Here is a 17,879-nt window from a genome sequence, read left to right on the forward strand (position 1 = left end):
CACCGCATTCGCGAGCCCTCGCGGCCGTGCGAGGGCGGGTTCCGCCTGTGTCGCCCACACGCGTGGACACGCACTGCTTGGGCACCCGCAACGGTGGAAGCTGGAGACACATCCCGCGACACCAGGGAGGCAGCGATGACCCACCCGAACCCGCATCCCGACCCCGTGCCCCCGATGCCGGACCCCGCGCCCAGCCCGGTACCCCCGCCGCCGCAGCCACCGCCCGGGCCGGCGCCGGATCCGATGCCCTCGCCCGACCCGGTTCCCAAACCGCCGGGCCCGGACCCGGTGCCCGATCCGGAGCCGGCGCCCGGCCCGATGCGGTGACCGGGCCGGGACGCGGTGCGGGCGGCGACCGGTCGGATCAGCCCGTGCGCTCTTCCGATCGGTCGCCGCCCCACAGGGTGTGGTACGAGCCGTCGCGGTCCGTACGCCGGTAGGTGTGCGCACCGAAGAAGTCGCGCTGACCCTGGGTCAGCGCCGCGGGCAGCCGTGCCGCGCGTAGCGCGTCGTAGTAAGCCAGTGACGCGGAAAACCCGGGCGTGGGCACGCCCTGCCGCGCCGCCGTGGCCACCACCGCGCGCCAGTCGTCCTGCGCCGCGCCGATCTCCTGGGCGAACTGCTTGTCCGACAGCAGGCTGGGCAGGTCCGGCTGCGCGTCGTAGGCGGCGCGGATCCGGTCCAGGAACGCCGCCCGGATGATGCACCCGGCGCGCCAGATCGAGGCCACCGCGCCCAGATCGATGTCCCAGTCGTAGGTCTCGCTCCCGGCCTGGATCTGGTGGAAGCCCTGGGTGTAAGACACGATCTTCGACGCGTACAGCGCCTGCTCGACTTGCGCGGCGAAGCGCGCCGCGTCCTGCTCGCCGAGAGGATGGGGCATCGGACCCGGCAGCTGCTGCGAAGCCGCGCGGAGCTCGCCGTGGCCGGACACCGAGCGGGCGAACACCGCCTCGGCGATGCCGGAGACCGGTACCCCGAGGTCGAGCGCGATCTGCACGGTCCAGCGGCCGGTGCCCTTCTGCTCGGCCTGGTCCGCCACGATGTCGACGAACGGCTTGCCGGTTGCCGCATCCGTGTGTGCCAGCACCTCGGCGGTGATCTCGATCAGATAGGAGTCAAGCCGCCCGGTGTTCCACTCCCGGAACGTCTCGGCGATCTCCGCGGGGGAGTAGCCGGCGACCTCGCGCAGCAAGTGGTACGCCTCGGCGATCAGCTGCATGTCCGCGTACTCGATGCCGTTGTGCACCATTTTCACGAAGTGACCCGCCCCGTCGGGACCGACGTGTGTCACGCAGGGCGTGCCGTCCTTGGCCTTCGCCGCGATCTTCTCCAGCAACGGCCCGAGGGAGGCGTAGGACTCGGGCGAGCCGCCGGGCATGATGCTGGGTCCGTGCAGCGCGCCCTCCTCGCCGCCGGAGATGCCCACGCCCACGAAGTGGATTCCGCGCTCGCGTAGTTCGCGCTCGCGGCGGCGGGTGTCGGCGAAGTGGGCGTTGCCGCCGTCGATGATGACGTCACCGGGCTCCAGGAGCGGGGCGAACTCCTCGATCACGGCGTCCGTCGGGTCACCCGCCTTGACCATGATGACCAGTCGGCGCGGGCGTTCCAGCGCGGCGACGAACTCCTGTGCGGTCTCCGCGGGCACGAACGCACCCTCGTGGCCGAACTCTTCGACCAGCTCGCGCATCTTGCTCGCGGTCCTGTTGTGCACCGCGACAGTGAGGCCGTTGCGCGCGAAGTTGCGGGCGAGATTGCGGCCCATCACCGCGAGTCCGGTGACGCCGATCTGGGCGGTACCACTCATACGTGTGCTCCTGGAGTCTGAAGAGTGCGTCGAGTCCATCGGTCATCGGGACCGTACCCCCGGGCCCGGGTCCGCCGGTCCGTACCCCCGCCGACCCTGGGCCGTGGGTCGTGCCCCTCCCCTGGCCAGTATGAATACGGTTCACGAGCGCGGGGCGTTCATGGGCGTGCGAGTCGCCCGGGCGGCGCAGGAATCCCGAATTCCGCTGTCGGCGCCGACGTGGGTGCGACCCTGGTGCCCGTTCGCGCCCCTTGTCAGCCCTGTTGGCAGCGCCTAGCTTTGCGGCTGCTGATGCGTTCGAGGGGGGACCCCATGGCTTTACGCGGGCGGCATCGCCGCTACCAGCCCAGCCGGATCAACCGGGCGTCGTTGACCGTCACCGCGAGCGGGGCGGGGATCGTGCTCCCGCTGGTCGGTGCGGCGGCCGCGAGCGCCGCACCGGTGGAGGTGTGGGACAAGGTCGCGGCCTGCGAGTCCACCAACAACTGGCAGATCAACACGGGTAACGGCTACTACGGCGGGCTGCAGTTCAGCCAGTCGACCTGGGAGGCGTACGGGGGGCGTGTCTATGCGCCGCGCGCCGATCTCGCCTCCAAGGACCAGCAGATAGCGATCGCCGAGAAGGTGCTCGAAGGCCAGGGTCCGGGTGCCTGGCCGACCTGCTCCACGCGGGCGGGACTCGCCCGTGGCGGAGCGGCTCCCGTAGTCGCACCGGAACGCCGGTCGGGTGAGGCCAGGGCAGGCGCCGAGGCGAAGGCCGAGCCCGTGGCCGCCACCAAGGCGGAGAGCGGAGCCCGGGCGGCGCCACGCCGGCAGCAGGCCACCCCCACCACCGTGCCTGGGCAGCGCGAGATGTACACCGTCGCGCCAGGTGACTCGCTCTCCGGAATCGCACAGGACCACCGGGTCAGAGGTGGCTGGCAGGCGCTCTACGCGGACAACCGCGCCGTCGTCGGGGATGACCCCGATCTGATCCTCCCCGGCCAGCGGCTGCGGATGCAGCCCACATCGCAACGCCCCACATCGCAACGCCCCACATCGCAACGCCCCGCGACGCAGCACCCCGCGACGCAGGATGAGCCGCAGTCCCGGCCGCAAGCGCGTTCGACCGCGGCACCCGAACCCGCATCGAAGCCGGCCCCGGCCGAGCGGCGGGAGCAGCAGCGGCCCCAGCACGCCGAGCCCTCCCAGCGCCAGACCACCCAGCCGAGCCGGACGAGTCGGACGGCCCACTTCAGTGCCCCTGTCACGGCGGGCACCGGCACCCCTTACCGGAAAGCCGGCGCCTGGGCCAGCGGCTATCACACAGGTGTCGACTTCCCGGTGCCCACGGGCACCTCGGTGAAGGCCATCGCTCCCGGCCGGGTGGTGTCCGCGGGCTGGGCGGGCGCGTACGGCTACGAGATCGTCATCCAGCACTCCGACGGCAAGTACAGCCAGTACGCGCACCTCTCGGCGCTCAACGTCCGCGCGGGCCAGCAGGTCGGTGGGGGCCAGCGGATCGCCCGCTCAGGGTCCACCGGCAACAGCACCGGACCTCATCTCCACTTCGAAGTGCGTACGGGGCCGGGGTACGGCTCCGATGTCGACCCCCTCGCCTACCTCAGGGCGCACGGGATCACGGTCTGAGGCGGTACCACCACCGCGCACCCGGCCGGTTGCGGCGGCGCCGGCCACCACAGCGCCGCCGATCTTCCCGGTGGCGGTGCGGGTGCCGGTTCGCCGCGGGGCGGACAGCAGCACCAGGCCCGTCCCCGCCACAGCCGCGCACACCAGTGCGGCGACGGCACCCGCCGTGCCGTACCGGAATCCCTCGCCGAACAGCACGAGACCGGCCACGGCGGCGACCACCGGATTGACCACGGTCACCGTGGCCAGCGGCGCCGCCAGACCGGCTCCGCTATAGGCCAGCTGGGACAGCAGCAGCCCGACCGTCGCGAGACCGGCGATCACCGCCAGGCCGGGCACCAGCAGGGCTGCCCGCCCTGATGCGGTGTCTGTGGGCCAGATGGCGGCGATCTTGGTGAAGAGGGACGCTGCGCCGTAGGCGACCCCCGCACCTGCGGCCAGCAGCACACCGCGCAGCAGCGGGCGCCGCCGCGCTCGCTGCCCGGCGAGGAACAGCAGCGCGACCGCCGCGAACGCCGTGGCGGCAGCCGCCTGCCTGGCCGCACCATCCGGCACGCCTGACTGTCCGGGGCCGCTCAGGGCCAGTAGCCCCGCGAGCCCCGCCGCCGCCATCAGTGCGCCCCGCCAGGCTGTCCGCGCCACCCGCCGACGGCCCAGCACTGCCGCGAGCGGCAGGGCGAAGACAATGGTCAGCGCACCGAGCGGCTGCACCAGGCTCAGCGGCCCGTAGGCGAGTGCCACCACATGCAGCAGTGCCCCCAGCGCGTTGAGTCCGGTGGAGGCCCACCAGCGGATATCGCGCAGCAGGCCGGTGAGCCCGCCCGGCGCACCGGCCGCCACTCGCTCCTGAACGACCGCCGCCGACGCGTACGCCATCACCGAGACCAGGGACAGCAGCGCGGACAGCGCAAGGCTACTCATGCGCAACACGATCTCCCCTGGACACCATCCCGTCGTCGTTCCTGAGCAGGGAATGCCGGGTACTACCGACGTAGTACCCGGCAACGGGGATACCGCCCCGGTTGTGGTCCGCAGGACCGGCACCCCCCCGAACCCGCCGCTGTGCTTCGATGGAGGTCGGACAGCCGACCGAACCGGGGGAGCGCGTGGATCTGGACGAGCCGTCCTCGATCGGAGGATTCTTCGCGCTGCACACAGGCGCACCGGGCAGCGGGCACACCGCGCTCAGCCGCCTCTACGGCGGCGACCTCACCGTGCTGACGACCCGCGTGGACCGGGTCGCGTCCCGGCTCGGCACCCCCGAGCGGCGGGTCGCCGCCTCCATCGCGCATCTGGGACTGGCTGCCCGACTCTGGTCCACCGCGCTGGGCGCGGCCGTGCTGTGCGGGGAGTTCCCCGATCCCGCACCCGACACGCTGCACTGGGATCCGGAGCTCGGCGCGCCGACCGATCTGTGCTGGTCCGGTACGCAGTCCCGGCCCGGAACCGTCGATGCCCTGCGTGAGGCCGTGCTGGAGGGGCAGCTCATCCCGCTCGCCGAGGCAGTCCGCGCCGATGCACGCGTCTCGCCCCGTCTGCTGCGGGGCAACGCGGGATCCGCCCTCGCGGGCGCCCTGCGCGAACTCGTCCGGTGGTCCCGTTCCCAGCAGCGCCCCGACGTGAGCCGGCGGGCCGCCGAGCTCGCCGCCGGTCTGCTGGAGCACCCGGAACTCTCCGGGACGGTACGCGGCCCGGCGCTGCGTAGGACGACCTGCTGCCTCTACTACCGCAGCCCCGGGGGAGGGCTGTGCGGCGACTGCGTCTTCGACAGTCCGCCCACCGCTGCCGGTGGGACTCACGGGTTGTGACGTGCGTCCCGGGAGGGGCCCGGGTTTGGCGTACGTGCACCCGACTGACGTAAAGTTCCGCTTTTGGAATCCCAGGGTGCGCACAGGACGGAACAGCAGCGGCGATGACGGTGACACAGGACGCCCCCGGCCAGGACCACGGGCCGCTCCCGGAGGTCCAGGAGCAGGACGTCCAGGAGTACGGGCCCGGCATCGACCCGGAGCGGCTGGCCGTCTGCCTGAGCGTCCTCGATGAACTCGACCGACTTGAGGTGGACCACCCCGACGCGATCACGGTCCGACGCGCCACGGCCGGTATCTACCGCACCGTCAAGCAGCGCCGCCGCCAGGAGCGCAGGGCGGCGAAGACCGCCCACGACAAGTCCGTCACCGAAGCCACCGCGACCGGGTCTGCCGAGCGGATCGACGACGAGACGCAAGGGCTGCTGCCGAGCTCGTCCGTGCTGGGCGAGATCGCCGGTATCCTCCAGCGCCCCCGCTCGTGCTACGTCTGCAAGACCCGGTACATCGAGGTGGACGCCTTCTACCACCAGCTCTGCCAGAAGTGCGCCGCCGAGAACCGGGCCCGCCGCGACGCCCGCACCGACCTCAGCGGGCGCCGTGCGCTGCTCACCGGAGGCCGGGCCAAGATCGGTATGTACATCGCGCTGCGGCTGCTGCGCGACGGCGCACACACCACCATCACCACGCGGTTCCCCAGCGACGCGATCCGCCGATTCAAGGCGATGCCGGACAGCGGCGAGTGGATACACCGCCTCAAGATCGTCGGCATCGATCTGCGCGACCCCGCCCAGGTGGTCGCGCTCGCCGACTCGGTCGCCGCCGAGGGCCCGCTCGACATCCTGATCAACAACGCGGCGCAGACCGTACGCCGCTCCCCGCAGGCGTACAGCGAGCTGGTCGCCGCCGAGAACGCCCCGCTGCCGGCGGGTGAGTTGCCCGCCGCCGAGGTGATCGGCACCTTCGGCAGCGGCGGCGTCGACAGGATGGCGGCGCTGCCCGCACCGCGCGCGGAGGGGCTCACCGCCGACGACGTCACGGAGCTCGCGCTGGTGTCCGGTTCCGCGTCGCTCGCCCGGATCGAGGCCGGTACGGCGATCGACGCGGGCGGGCTCGTCCCCGACCTCCATGACACCAACAGCTGGATCCAGACCGTATCCGAGGTCGACCCGGTCGAATTGCTCGAGGTCCAGCTGTGCAACTCCACAGCGCCGTTCATCCTCATCAGCCGGCTCCGTCCGGCGATGGCCGCCGCTGCCGCGGAGCGCAAGTACGTGGTGAACGTGTCGGCCATGGAGGGCGTCTTCGGTCGGGGCTACAAGGGCGCGGGCCATCCGCACACCAACATGGCCAAGGCGGCGCTCAACATGCTGACCCGCACCAGCGCCCAGGAGATGTTCGAGGCCGACCGCATCCTGATGACCGCCGTGGACACCGGCTGGATCACTGATGAGCGCCCGCACCCGGACAAGATCCGGCTCGCGGCCGAGGGCTTCCACGCGCCGCTGGACCTGGTGGACGGGGCCGCCAGGGTCTATGACCCGATCGTGCGCGGTGAGGCGGGCGAGGACCTGTTCGGCTGCTTCCTGAAGGACTACGCTCCGGCGAACTGGTGACGCCGAACCGGTGACGTGGCGGTCTTCGCGTCAACCGTCCGCCACTCCCGTCGAGGGCCGCTGCCGTAACCCGTTCGGCCGCCACCCCCGGGCGCATTGAGCCGCTCGGGGGTTTCCTGTACCCGATGGGCCGTCACCCATACGGTTTTCTGTACAGAACGCCCGATGTGACGCGCCCCATCGAGCGTAAGGGCGCTCATTTGGTTAAGCTAGGTCGCACGGATGGCTGGCAAGGGCCCACGAAACCCCCACAGCCGCCCCGGGACAGGCCCGCATCCACGGCCGCGATCCCGCCAGAGAACGGCGCCACCGCGACCGAAGAGCCCCAGTCCCCCTGTTGCGCGACACACGAGGAGTGCGCGGTGACAACTGAAGTGAAGCAGGACAAGCGGCCGACCGAACGAGGCGAGCGGGTCGGACGGCGCGGTGACGAACTCGGCAGCCTCGAAGTGTGGGCGCGCTCGGCGCCCATCCGCCTCGCAGGCTACGAGGACGACCTCGAAGAGCCGCACATCCTGCCCGGCATCGACTAGAACCCGCGACGAAAACCGGGTCGACCTCGGCGAGCCGATCGACAGATCCGTACCCCCTGGGCGAACTCCGCCTCGGGGGTACGGGCCTTCTATCCCTTTCGCGGCTTCCCGCGCCCTCAGGTTCGTTCCTTCCCCGTGCTCAGCCGGGTCGGCGGCAGGAAGTTCCGCAGATGGCGGCGCTGCCAGCAGGCTCCCGTCGTTCGCAGCTGCCGCCAGTCGGTGAACTCGTAGTGGCAGAGCCGGGCGCGGATGAAGTGCGGCGGCCGGTCGGGGAAGGGGTTGCGGCGCAGTAGCCTCAGGGTGTCCCGGTCATGGTCGAGGAGGCGTTCCACGAAGGCGCCGAACCAGGGGGCGGCATACGTGGGGGACAGTGCCGCGAACCACATCAGCCAGTCCAGCCGCAGATGGTAGGGGGCGAACTGGCGTGGCCAGTGCCGGATGTCACCTGGCTTGCCGTGGAACTCGTACTCCCGCCACACCGTGCCCGGGTGCACTGCCGGCTCGTCCGTGCCCTCCACCACGACCTCGTAGCGCACCCGGCCCACGGTGCCGAAGGCGCCGTACGTGTTGACCAGGTGGAACGGGTCGAAGGAGCGGTTCATCGCCTGGCGTCGGGAGAGCAGATTGCGCACCGGGTGGTAGCTGAGCACCAGCACGAGCACGGTCACGGCGATGACGGCGACCGCGTACCACAACGGCGGACCCGGGAGCGGATGCGGCCCGGTGAACAGTGAGCCGTCGACGGCGGACAGGGCCAGGGCGACGGTCAGCCAGTTCAGCCACGCGAAATTGCCGGAGAGGATCAGCCAGAACTGTGTCAGCGCGATGACCGCTGCCGCGACGCCGGCGATCGGCTGCGGGGCGAAGAGCAGAAACGGGACGAGGAGTTGGGTGAGGTGGTTGGCCGCAGCCTCCACGCGATGGACCGGGCCCGGCAGGCGGTGGAAGAACCAGCTCAGCGGGCCCGGCATCGGCTGGGTCTCATGGTGGTAGTAGAGGCAGGTCAGCCTGCGCCAGCACGCGTCCCCGCGGATCTTGATCAGCCCCGCTCCGAACTCCACGCGGAACAGCAGCCAGCGCAGCAGCCACAGCACCAGCAGCGGGGGCGCGACACGCTCGTTCCCGAGGAAGATCGCGAGGAAGCCCGTCTCCAGCAGCAGTGACTCCCAGCCGAAGGCATACCAGGTCTGCCCGACGTTGACGATGGACAGATAGAGGGCCCACAGCACCGCCCACCACAGCATCGCGGTCCATAGCGGCAGCCGGTCGGCGGCTCCGGCGACCAGCCCGGCGGCCAGCAGCGCACCGGTCCAGGCGCAGCAGGCGAAGAACCGGTCCGAGTAGTGCAGTTGGAAGACGCTCGGCGCCCGCCGCATGGGTACCAGGCGGAGGTAGCCGGGTACCGGAAGCATTCCCCGTTCCCCGATCAGGGCACGGAACTGCGTGGCGGCGGTGACGAAGCCCACGAGGTACAGCGCGGCCAGTGTCCGCTGGAAGACCAGCCTGCTGAGCCAGTAGTCGGGTGCCGTGAACCACTCCATGGCGGACCTCGCGAACCTCGCCGACCTCACGGACGTACCTTGCCCTCACCGACATGGCGGTATGTCCAGTATCGGACCGCAGCCGCGAGGTCCCCGGAACGGACGCGCCGGGCGTGCGAAATCCGGGAGTCCTCCGTTCGGCGCTGTTCACCGCTGCATCCGTCCAGGTCAGCGAGCCCGAGGCGGGGCCGGGCGGTCCCGGCGCGCCTGCGCCGCGCCGGGCGGTCCGGTCGCGGACGGCATCGGCATACGGCAAGACAAGGAGTGATCACTACATATTTTCGTAGGGCAACACAGGCGGGAGATGGCGGGTCATGTACGTGTGCTCATCGACGCATCGCCGGTACGCCAGGCTCGCCGCGCAGTCGGCGGTCCTGTCGGCGGCACTGCTGGTCACGGGTTGCAGCAAGCTCACCGGTTCCGGTCAGGGCGGAACGGAGGCGCGGCAGCAGGTCCACTTGCAGCCCGCGTCGGACCTCGGGCCTGACCCCTTCACACCCTCCACGGCCACTCTCGCGGGCGCCGCGGGCCCCCTTTCCACCCCTCATGCGCCCCCCGCATCCGCCTCGCCCTCGCCCGGGGCCTCGCAGTTCGGGGCCGTTCGGACCGTGCTGGGCTCCACTCCGGGTCTCTACGGTGGTACGCGTTCGATCGCGAGCTGCGACGTCGAGCAGCAGATCCGCTTTCTCACCGTGGACGCCAACAAGGGCCGTGCGTTCGCCTCCGGTGCGGGAGTCAGCCAGGAGGACCTTCCGGAGTTCCTGCGCGGTCTCACTCCCGTGGTGCTGCGCGCCGACGTCCGGGTGACCGGCCACAGTTACCGCGCCGGATCCGCCCAGCGCTTCCAGGCCGTGCTGCAGAGCGGCACGGCCGTACTGGTCGACGAACACGGCTCGCCCAGGGTGCGCTGTGCGTCCGGAAGCCCGCTGGCGTCTCCGGTGATCGAGTCCGGTGCGGTGGAGGAGCAGGGCCGGGAGTGGCCCGGATACGATGCCGACCGCGTGGTCGTGATCACCAGGTCGGCGGCCGCGATCAAGAACCTCGTCATCGCCGATGTCGCCGGCAACTCCTGGCTGGCGCGGACGAGCGGAACCGACGGCGAGGCGGACCGCAAGCCGGATGTGCTGCCGCCGTACGCGCCCGGTCTGCATGTCACCGAGGTGCCGGCCGTCAGGCCCGGGGGACCCGCGGACACGTCCAGTCCACGGCCCATCCTGCCCGACGCCAGTCCGAGTGCGAGCCAGGGCACGAAGGCGAAGAACGCCACGGAGGGGCGGATCGTGAACCCGCCACGGCCGCAGCCCGACGTGCCCCAGGGAGTGCCGGTGCCCGACGCGGGCATGGGATTCAGCGACGGCATGCCTTCGGACGGTATGGCTCCCGAGGGTGGAGGCACGCTCCAGCCCCCGTTCGAGAGCGACTCCGGGGTTCTCTTCGGTCCCGCTGCCGGTCCGGGTGCCGCGCCGTCGGGCTCGAAGAGGTCGACCCAGGGCGCGGACCGGGGCGCGGCGGCGCAGGGCGGCGCGGTCCGGGGCAGCGTGGCCCCGCAGGACGCGGTCCGGGGCGGTGCCACTCAAGGCGCGTCTCAGAACGGCGTGGCCCCGGGCGGTGAGAGCCGGGCCGGCGGCGCGAGCGACGGCAGTACCGTTCAGGGCGGAACGGTTCAGGGCGGAACGGTTCAGGGGCAGACGAGTCAGGGCGCGGCCCCCGGCCCCGGCCCGCAGGGTGCGGCTGAGGCGCTGGACGCCCGCGGTGCCGCGATGGTGCCCGGAGCCGTGCGTGGGCCGGTGCCGGACACCGACGCCGTGCCCCGGGGCTGAGCACGCGCGGGTGCCGGTGACCCGGCATCCGTTCGCTCGAAAAATCGGACAAATGATGTCAGAGTGTCACCATGGCTGATCGGGCAGCGCGTGCCATGTCGCTCCCCGACGACTGGCCGGCCCATCCGGATCTCAGCCTGTCCCTCAACCGTATGGGCAGCTTCGACTGGGATCTGGAGAACGGGCTGCTGCACCTTGACCAGTCGGCGCTCGACGTGTTCGACGTGACGGCGGAGGAGTTCGACGGGCACCCGCAGTCACTGGCCGTCCGCGTCCCGCACAGCGAGGCGGTGCGGCTGGACGGGTTGGTGACCCAGGCGCTCAGGAGTGGCAGCAGCAGCTACGGGGCGTACTTCCGGATCCGCTGCCGCGACGGCAGTCTGCGCTGGACCCACACCCAGGGCGCAGTCAGGTGTGATGCCGCAGGGCGGCCCAATCGCATCATCGGGATCGTCCGCGATGCCACCCAGGAACTCGCCGACTCGTCCGCCCGTGTCGAGCTCGACGCCGAGCGCCGCCGTCAGACCAGTGTGGTGGAGAGCACCACGGCCGCGCTCGCCCATGCCAGAACGGTCGGGGACGTCATCGAGGTGCTGAAGGACTCGCACGGCCTGGAACGCCTCGGTGCCACCAGCATGGTCATGGGGCTGCTGGAGGCGGGCCGTATCCACCTGGTCGCGGAGGGGCCCGAAGGCTCGTTCGTGCCGGGCACCCGCTACACCCGGGTGGACGAGCAGTACCCGATGAGCGAGGTGATCCGCACCCTCGCGCCGCGCTTCATCGAGTCGAAGGAGGACTTCGCCGAGTCGTACCCGAGACTGTGGCCCCATGTCCGCGGCCTCGGTGTCACCTCGGCCGCGTACATGCCGCTCATCGCCCAGGCCCGGCCGATCGGCGCGCTCGGGCTGCTCTACAGCGACAAGACCGGCTTCACCACGGAGGAGCGCAATCTGCTGGTCGCGCTCGGCAGCAGCATCGCCCAGAGTCTCCAGCGGGCGGTGCTCTTCGAGCAGGAACACGATCTCGCCGAAGGGCTCCAGCAGGCGATGCTGCCCCGGCGTATCCCCTCCGTGCCCGGCGCCCAGATCGCGGTCCGCTATCGCTCGGCCCGTCTCGGCCGTGACATCGGGGGGGACTGGTACGACGTCATCCCCCTGCCCGGCGGCCGGGTCGGTGCCGTCATCGGAGACGTCCAGGGGCATGACACCCATGCGGCGGCCGTCATGGGCCAGCTGCGTATCGTGCTGCGCGCCTATGCGGCCGAGGGGCACACCCCGGCGACCGTGATGGCCCGCGCCTCGGTCTTCCTCCATGAACTCGACACCGAACGTTTCGCCACCTGTGTCTACGCCGAGGCGGATCCGACCACCGGCGTGGTGCAGGTGGTGCGGGCCGGTCATATGGATCCGCTCCGGCTGAGCGCCGACGGCGAGACCCGCCGGGTGTCCGTCGGTGGTGGGCTGCCGCTCGGTCTCTCCGCCGAGTTCGGGCGTCTCGAGTACCCCGTGGCCACTATCGAGCTGGACCCGGGGGAGACCCTGCTGCTCTACACCGACGGTCTCGTCGAGCGCCCCGGCACCGATCTCGACGACGGGCTCCGGGCGCTCGTCGAGCTGATCCACGGGGGCCCACGCAACCTTCAGCTGCTCGCCGACCGGCTGTGCGAGGAGTCCGAGGAGCGGGCGGGCGAGGACGACGTGGCCCTCCTGCTGCTGCGCCGCCATGGCGCGCCCGCCGCCCACGCGGGCGGTCGCCTCCAGCAGCATGTCGCCCAGAACGACCCCGAGGCGCTCACCTCGGCCCGCCATATGATCCGGGCCGCGGTGCGAGTGTGGGGCGCGGCGGAGCGGGCCGACGAGATCGAGTTGGCCGCTGACGAGCTGATCACCAACGCCCTGATGCATACCGATGGCGGGGCCACCGTGACCGCGCGGGTGCTGCCTGGGGAGGGGCGGCGGCTGCGGGTGGAGGTGGAGGACAGGTCCACCGCGCTGCCGCGGCGCAGGGATGCCGGGGAGTCGGGTGTCTCGGGGCGTGGGCTCATGCTGGTGGACCGGCTGGCGGACGTCTGGGGTGTGGAGTCGCGGGGCAGCGGCAAGTGCGTGTGGTGCGAGTTCGCCATGCCCGACCCGGCCACCGTCGAGCGGACATCCGCTTGACTCCTGCGAACCGACCGCGCGGCCCTGCCGTGCCAACCGATGCGAACAGGCGTCGAACCCGTGCCGAACCACAACCGACTGGTAACCATATGTAACTTGACGGTACTTGACCGTAACCGATCGCGGGCGATTGACTTGGTTCTCCCCGTGTTCCGGGTTTCCGGCCTTCTAGGACATGAGGACCCCTTGAGTACTGAGCTACTGGCCCCGCTGGACCTGGCGTTCTGGCATCTCGAAACCGCCGACCACCCCATGCACCTCGGTGCGCTCGCCTGCTTCTCACCACCCGCCGGCGGTGAGCGCGACAGCGCGGAGATCCTCGAACTGCTCGCCGCGCGCGCCTGCGCCATCCCGCGGCTGAGGATGCGGGTACGCGATGTGCTGCTGCCGGTCGGCGGCGCCGCCTGGGCGGCGGACGAGGACTTCGACGTACGGCGGCATCTGCGCCATGTGCGGCTGCCCGCGGGGGACTTCGCCACCGGTGCGACGCGGCTCGCCGGGGAGCTGATGGAACGCCCGCTGGAACGGGGCTTGCCGCCCTGGGAGATGTATCTGCTGACCGGCGGTCCCGGGGACCCGTTCGGGGTGCTGGTCAAACTGCACCACGCTCTCGCCGACGGGATGCGTGCCGTGGCCATCGGCGCCGGGATCTTCGACCAGGTCGCCGACGCCCACGGGGCCCGCTCGGGCCGCGGTGCGCCGCCCCGGAAGGGCGCGGCGCGCGGCAACCGCCCCGCCGGTCCTCGCTCCTGGCTGCCCGGCCCCGGCCGGATGGCGGACCTGGCCCGCGGCAGGATCGAGGACCTCGGTCGCGCCGTGGGGGTCGGTGCCTCCCTCGTCGGTGCCTCCCTCGCCCGTGCGGGACGGCTCGACCCGCGCGGTGCCGCCCCGTTCAGCGCGACCTCCAGTGGTACGCGGCGACTGGCCACGGCCGTGCTGCCCCTGGACGAGGTGCACGAGGTGCGCCGAGCCGCCGGCGGCACCGCCAACGACGTGCTGCTCGCCATCGTGGCGGGGGCGCTGCGCCGTTGGGTGATCTCGCGGGGCGACACACTGCCGCCGAGCGACCCCGGGGCCCTCGTGCCGGTTTCCCGGCGGCGGCCCGGTAGCGCGCCCGGTACGGGCAACAGACTCTCGGCCTATCTGCTCGGGCTTCCTGTGACCGAGCCCAATCCCTGGACCAGGCTCTACGCGGTCCGCACCGGAATGGACCGCAACAAGGCGGCGGGCCCGCTGCGCGGCGCGGGCGCGGTCGCCGTGCTCGCCGACCAACTTCCTGCACTGGCCCACCGCTTCGGCGCGCCGATCGCGGGGAGCGCAGCCCGGATGCTCTTCGACGTGCTGGTGACGAGTGTGCCGCTGCCCCGGTCCGCGCTGTCACTCGGCGGTTGTCCGCTGCGCGAGGTGTATCCCCTGGCGCCGCTCGCCCGAGGCCAGTCGCTCGCCGTCGCGATGTCCACCTACGGAGGCAAGGTGCACATCGGACTGGTCGCCGACGGCAAGGCGCTCCCGGACGTGGACGTGCTGGCCCGCTGCATGGCGGACGAGCTCACCGAACTGCTGTCACTGGTCCGCTGAACCCCGCTGCCGAGCCCGGCCTGAGCTCCGGTGAACCCTGCGCCGAGGCCTGCGCATGGCAGGGCGATGCGGCAGGCTGGTCCCATGCCGGAACTTCCCGAGGTCGAAGCGCTGCGGGACTTCCTCGACGAGCACCTGCTCGGTAAGGAGATCGCCAAGGTGTTGCCCGTGGCGATCAGCGTGCTCAAGACCTACGACCCGCCGCTCACCGCCCTGGAGGGCGGTGAGGTCAGCGCCGTGCACCGACACGGGAAGTTCCTCGACATCGCCACAGCGGACGGGCTCCATCTGGTCTTCCACCTCGCCAGGGCCGGCTGGCTCCAGTGGAAGGACGTACTGCCCTCCGGATTGCCCAGGCCGGGCAAGGGGCCGCTGGCCCTGCGCACCGCGCTCACCGGCGGAGACGGCTTCGACCTCACAGAGGCGGGCACCACCAAACGGCTCGCCGTCCATCTGGTGCGCGATCCGGCCGAGGTCCCGGGCATCGCACGGCTCGGTCCCGACCCGCTCGCCGACGGCTTCGGACGCGGGGACTTCGCCGCACTCCTCGCGGGCGAGCCCCGCCGGATCAAGGGTGCGCTGCGGGACCAGAGTCTGATCGCGGGTATCGGCAACGCCTACAGCGACGAGATCCTGCACGCGGCACGGATGTCGCCTTACAAACTCGCCTCGAAGCTCGGCGAGGACGAGATCACCGGCCTCTACGAGGCCATGCGCGACACCCTGGCCGACGCAGTGCGGCGCTCACGGGGACTTGCCGCAGGGAATCTCAAGTCCGAGAAGAAGAGCGGGCTCAGGGTGCACGGACGCACCGGCCTGCCGTGTCCGGTATGCGGCGAGACCATCCGCGAGGTGTCCTTCCAGGGCTCCTCGCTGCAGTACTGCCCCGGCTGCCAGACCGGCGGCAGGCTCCTTGCCGACCGGCGGATGTCACGCCTGCTCAAGTGATGCGCGAGTGCTTCCGGGTGCCCGGGTGCTCCCGAGCGGCCCCGGTGCGGTCCGCTCCGGATCAGCGGTCCAGCGACACCAGCCGCTCACCGCTCTCGGTACGGATCTCCACATGGCCGATCTCGTCCGGCGTCAGTGCCGTGGCCACCTCGATGTCCAGCGGCTTGCCGGTACCTGCCGCCCCGGGCAGGCCGTAGCCGTCTCGCGGTACCGACCAAGTGGAGACGGGGTGCTCGGCACCGTCCTTGCCGACCACCACCAACTCGCAGGTCCGAGGACCGGTCACCTTCGCGAGCCGCAGCGCCACCGCGGTGCCCCACTTCTTGCGGTGCAGGTCGATCGCCCCGTACACCCCGGTCGCCGCATCCGTCGCGACCAGTCGCGGCACCGTGTCCTCGGTACCGGCCCCGTCCCCGACCAGGCCGACGACGACCACCGGCAGCGCGACGATCAGCGCCGCCGCAGCCGCCACCAGCCGCAGCCTGCGGCGCGAGCCGCGTCTGCGGTCCTGCTCGACCGTGCCGAGCAGTCGGTCGAGCAGCGCGGCGGACGGCCGGGTCACCGGCGGCTCCGATGCACCGGGCACGCCCAGTTCGGCCAGTGTTGATGCGACCGGAGCGAAGTCCGTCAGCCGTACCGCGCACAGGACACACTCCGACAGATGCTCCTCGAAGCGGAACGCGTCCGAAGGGCCGAGGACGCCCAGCGCATAGGCAGCCACATCCCTGTGCCGCTCCCGCAGATCCATGGACCAATCCTTCGGCTCGTCGGCTACGAACGGTCCATACAAGTCGTACGTACCGTGGTGTCGGCATGGAATACGCACGGCAGCCCCGCCCTGCTCACTGGCACGCGTAAAACCGCGACCGAGCTCGGTGGACCCGGCGCTGGTGACCGGTCCCAGTGCCATCCCGAGATCGCCGGAACGGGCTCGAAGCGCCGACTGCGGCACACGGTCGCGTCGCCGATCCCCGCTGACCGACCGGGGATCACGGGACAGCCCTTAGGATCCGCTCCATGCTGCGCGTACTGGCTGTGGACGACGAGAAACCGGCACTCGAAGAGCTGCTCTTCCTGCTGCGTTCCGACCCGCGGGTGCTGAGCGCGGAAGGTGCCACCGACGCCACCGAGGCGCTGCGCCGTGTCAACCGGGCCCTGGATGCGGGTCCTGACGGGGATGATGCCATCGACGTGGTCTTCCTCGACATCCACATGGCGGGACTCACCGGGCTCGACGTCGCCAGGCTGCTCGCCGGCTTCGCACGGCCGCCGCTGATCGTGTTCGTCACGGCGCACGAGGGCTTCGCCGTCCAGGCGTTCGACCTCGAGGCTGTCGACTACGTACTGAAGCCCGTGCGCCGGGAGCGGCTCGCGGAGGCGGTGCGCCGGGTGAGCGAGCCGGCGCACCCGGTACGCGGCACCCGGGCGGCGGCGCCCGCGCTTCCCTCCGCGAACCGGGCGGTGCCCGCCGGCGATCAGATACCGGTGGAGCTCGGCGGGGTCACACGCTTCGTGGCGATCGACGACATCACCTATGTCGAGGCCCAGGGTGACTACGCCCGGTTGCACACCGTGGAGGGGAGCCACCTGGTCCGGATCCCGCTGTCGACCCTGGAGGAGCGCTGGGCCGCACGTGGATTCGTCCGCATCCACCGCAGCCATCTGGTCTCCCTCAGCCGGATCGAGGAGTTGCGGCTCGACACCGGGACCACCACGGTGCGGGTCGGTACCGCCGAACTCCCGGTCAGCCGGAGGCACGCCCGCCAGCTCCGCGACCTGCTGATGCGGCACGCACGCGGATGACGGACCTTCCCGGTGGTACCCCGCTGAACCGGACCGCGACGCGCCTCGCGTGCGAGTTCGGCCCCACGTCGGTTCGGGTCCCCGTGATCAGGGCGATCCGGCCACCGGACCTGACACCTCTGGGTCCCCGACTGGCTCCCGCGTAGACTCCCTGGATCCGGATGCTCGGACATCTGTCTGAACGTCGGAACGATCGCCGAGCGCCGCGGGGAGGGACCGTCCATGTCTGCGGAGTCCGCGGAGCCCGCCGAGCCCGCGAAGCAGCCACCTCGCCGTGAAGTGGTCACGGGCGTACCCCGTGCGGGGCGCCGCACGCCCGGGCACATCCCGGCCCGCTCGCAGAGCGGCGACCAGACCCCCATCGGCGGGGTGTACGTCCGCTCCCTGATACGCAGCCAGCGTCGCGCGGCACTCGCCGCGCTGGGCGCACTCGCCCTGCTCGTCGGCACGCTGCCACTGCTGTTCGCGCTGCCCACCGAAGTGCTGGGGTTCCTCTCCTCGCCCCAGCCGTTCGTCTGGGCGGCCCTCGGGTTGGCCGTGTATCCGGTGATGTGGGGCATCGCCCGCTGGTACGTCCGCCGCGCGGAGCGCAACGAGCGCGACTTCACCGCACTGGTCGAAGGCCGCTGAGCACACC

14 protein-coding genes are annotated in these 17,879 nt (G+C 71.4%); 10 read left to right on the forward strand and 4 right to left on the reverse strand.

The features are described from left to right. Positions 1-364: 364 nt before the first annotated feature. Positions 365-1,807, reverse strand: a complete 1,443-nt coding sequence (gene gndA / locus V1460_RS14840; RefSeq protein WP_338674190.1) for an NADP-dependent phosphogluconate dehydrogenase — start codon at positions 1,805-1,807, stop codon at positions 365-367. Positions 1,808-2,119: 312 nt separating this feature from the next. Between gndA and V1460_RS14845 the strand changes: the two genes are divergently transcribed. Continuing rightward, a complete protein-coding gene (locus tag V1460_RS14845) occupies positions 2,120-3,436 on the forward strand; it encodes a transglycosylase family protein (RefSeq protein ID WP_338674191.1) in 1,317 nt (438 codons plus the stop codon). Here V1460_RS14845 and V1460_RS14850 read toward each other — a convergent pair. Then, positions 3,317-4,357 carry a DMT family transporter gene (locus V1460_RS14850; RefSeq protein ID WP_338674192.1) on the reverse strand — a complete coding sequence of 347 codons (1,041 nt, stop codon included), beginning with the start codon at positions 4,355-4,357 and terminating at the stop codon, positions 3,317-3,319. The two genes, V1460_RS14845 and V1460_RS14850, sit on opposite strands and share 120 nt — an antisense overlap. Positions 4,358-4,506: 149 nt before the next feature. On the opposite strand from V1460_RS14850, the gene V1460_RS14855 reads away from it, so the two are divergent. The 3 genes from V1460_RS14855 (at position 4,507) to V1460_RS14865 (ending at position 7,393) form a co-directional block, all read left to right on the forward strand. Next, positions 4,507-5,244: a (2Fe-2S)-binding protein gene (locus V1460_RS14855; RefSeq protein WP_338674193.1), complete on the forward strand. Its 738-nt coding sequence runs from the start codon at positions 4,507-4,509 to the stop codon at positions 5,242-5,244. A gap of 104 nt (positions 5,245-5,348) precedes the next feature. After that, entirely contained in the window at positions 5,349-6,860 is a 1,512-nt protein-coding gene (locus V1460_RS14860; RefSeq protein WP_338674194.1) for an SDR family NAD(P)-dependent oxidoreductase, read from the forward strand. 362 nt (positions 6,861-7,222) lie between these two features. Beyond that, entirely contained in the window at positions 7,223-7,393 is a 171-nt protein-coding gene (locus tag V1460_RS14865; protein ID WP_338674195.1) for a hypothetical protein, read from the forward strand. A 116-nt stretch (positions 7,394-7,509) separates the two neighbouring features. Here the strand turns inward: V1460_RS14865 and V1460_RS14870 are convergent, their stop codons facing one another. Beyond that, the gene (locus V1460_RS14870; protein ID WP_338674196.1) at positions 7,510-8,934 is read right to left on the reverse strand and encodes a lipase maturation factor family protein; all 1,425 of its coding nucleotides are present in this window, start codon (positions 8,932-8,934) and stop codon (positions 7,510-7,512) included. A 314-nt stretch (positions 8,935-9,248) separates the two neighbouring features. On the opposite strand from V1460_RS14870, the gene V1460_RS14875 reads away from it, so the two are divergent. From V1460_RS14875 to V1460_RS14890, 4 genes are all read left to right on the forward strand, one after another. Beyond that, positions 9,249-10,754 (forward strand): DUF6777 domain-containing protein, encoded by a 1,506-nt coding sequence (locus V1460_RS14875; RefSeq protein ID WP_338674197.1) that lies wholly within the window; start codon positions 9,249-9,251, stop codon positions 10,752-10,754. Between the two features lie 71 nt (positions 10,755-10,825). Continuing rightward, positions 10,826-12,913 (forward strand): SpoIIE family protein phosphatase, encoded by a 2,088-nt coding sequence (locus V1460_RS14880; protein WP_338674198.1) that lies wholly within the window; start codon positions 10,826-10,828, stop codon positions 12,911-12,913. Positions 12,914-13,099: 186 nt separating this feature from the next. Further along, positions 13,100-14,491 (forward strand): wax ester/triacylglycerol synthase family O-acyltransferase, encoded by a 1,392-nt coding sequence (locus V1460_RS14885; RefSeq protein ID WP_338674199.1) that lies wholly within the window; start codon positions 13,100-13,102, stop codon positions 14,489-14,491. An 84-nt stretch (positions 14,492-14,575) separates the two neighbouring features. Beyond that, positions 14,576-15,439 carry a DNA-formamidopyrimidine glycosylase family protein gene (locus V1460_RS14890; RefSeq protein WP_338674200.1) on the forward strand — a complete coding sequence of 288 codons (864 nt, stop codon included), beginning with the start codon at positions 14,576-14,578 and terminating at the stop codon, positions 15,437-15,439. Between the two features lie 61 nt (positions 15,440-15,500). On the opposite strand, the gene V1460_RS14895 is transcribed toward V1460_RS14890, so the two are convergent. After that, entirely contained in the window at positions 15,501-16,187 is a 687-nt protein-coding gene (locus tag V1460_RS14895) for a zf-HC2 domain-containing protein (protein ID WP_338674201.1), read from the reverse strand. Positions 16,188-16,456: 269 nt separating this feature from the next. On the opposite strand from V1460_RS14895, the gene V1460_RS14900 reads away from it, so the two are divergent. After that, the gene (locus tag V1460_RS14900) at positions 16,457-17,242 is read left to right on the forward strand and encodes a LytTR family DNA-binding domain-containing protein (RefSeq protein ID WP_338674202.1); all 786 of its coding nucleotides are present in this window, start codon (positions 16,457-16,459) and stop codon (positions 17,240-17,242) included. A gap of 222 nt (positions 17,243-17,464) precedes the next feature. Then, a complete protein-coding gene (locus V1460_RS14905; protein ID WP_338674203.1) occupies positions 17,465-17,872 on the forward strand; it encodes a hypothetical protein in 408 nt (135 codons plus the stop codon). Positions 17,873-17,879: the final 7 nt, after the last annotated feature.

This window comes from Streptomyces sp. SCSIO 30461 (assembly GCF_037023745.1).
Lineage (GTDB): Bacteria > Actinomycetota > Actinomycetes > Streptomycetales > Streptomycetaceae > Streptomyces.

What these genes read in the sequence shown, in the direction of transcription:
- V1460_RS14845 (WP_338674191.1), top strand. Translation starts at nt 2,120, where the DNA reads ATGGCTTTACGCGGGCGGCATCGCCGCTACCAGCCCAGCCGGATCAAC.
- V1460_RS14890 (WP_338674200.1), top strand. Translation starts at nt 14,576, where the DNA reads ATGCCGGAACTTCCCGAGGTCGAAGCGCTGCGGGACTTCCTCGACGAG.
- gndA (WP_338674190.1), bottom strand. Translation starts at nt 1,807, where the DNA reads ATGAGTGGTACCGCCCAGATCGGCGTCACCGGACTCGCGGTGATGGGC.
- V1460_RS14875 (WP_338674197.1), top strand. Translation starts at nt 9,249, where the DNA reads ATGTACGTGTGCTCATCGACGCATCGCCGGTACGCCAGGCTCGCCGCG.
- V1460_RS14900 (WP_338674202.1), top strand. Translation starts at nt 16,457, where the DNA reads ATGCTGCGCGTACTGGCTGTGGACGACGAGAAACCGGCACTCGAAGAG.
- V1460_RS14880 (WP_338674198.1), top strand. Translation starts at nt 10,826, where the DNA reads ATGGCTGATCGGGCAGCGCGTGCCATGTCGCTCCCCGACGACTGGCCG.
- V1460_RS14860 (WP_338674194.1), top strand. Translation starts at nt 5,349, where the DNA reads ATGACGGTGACACAGGACGCCCCCGGCCAGGACCACGGGCCGCTCCCG.
- V1460_RS14905 (WP_338674203.1), top strand. Translation starts at nt 17,465, where the DNA reads ATGTCTGCGGAGTCCGCGGAGCCCGCCGAGCCCGCGAAGCAGCCACCT.
- V1460_RS14855 (WP_338674193.1), top strand. Translation starts at nt 4,507, where the DNA reads ATGGAGGTCGGACAGCCGACCGAACCGGGGGAGCGCGTGGATCTGGAC.
- V1460_RS14850 (WP_338674192.1), bottom strand. Translation starts at nt 4,357, where the DNA reads ATGAGTAGCCTTGCGCTGTCCGCGCTGCTGTCCCTGGTCTCGGTGATG.
- V1460_RS14895 (WP_338674201.1), bottom strand. Translation starts at nt 16,187, where the DNA reads ATGGATCTGCGGGAGCGGCACAGGGATGTGGCTGCCTATGCGCTGGGC.
- V1460_RS14870 (WP_338674196.1), bottom strand. Translation starts at nt 8,934, where the DNA reads ATGGAGTGGTTCACGGCACCCGACTACTGGCTCAGCAGGCTGGTCTTC.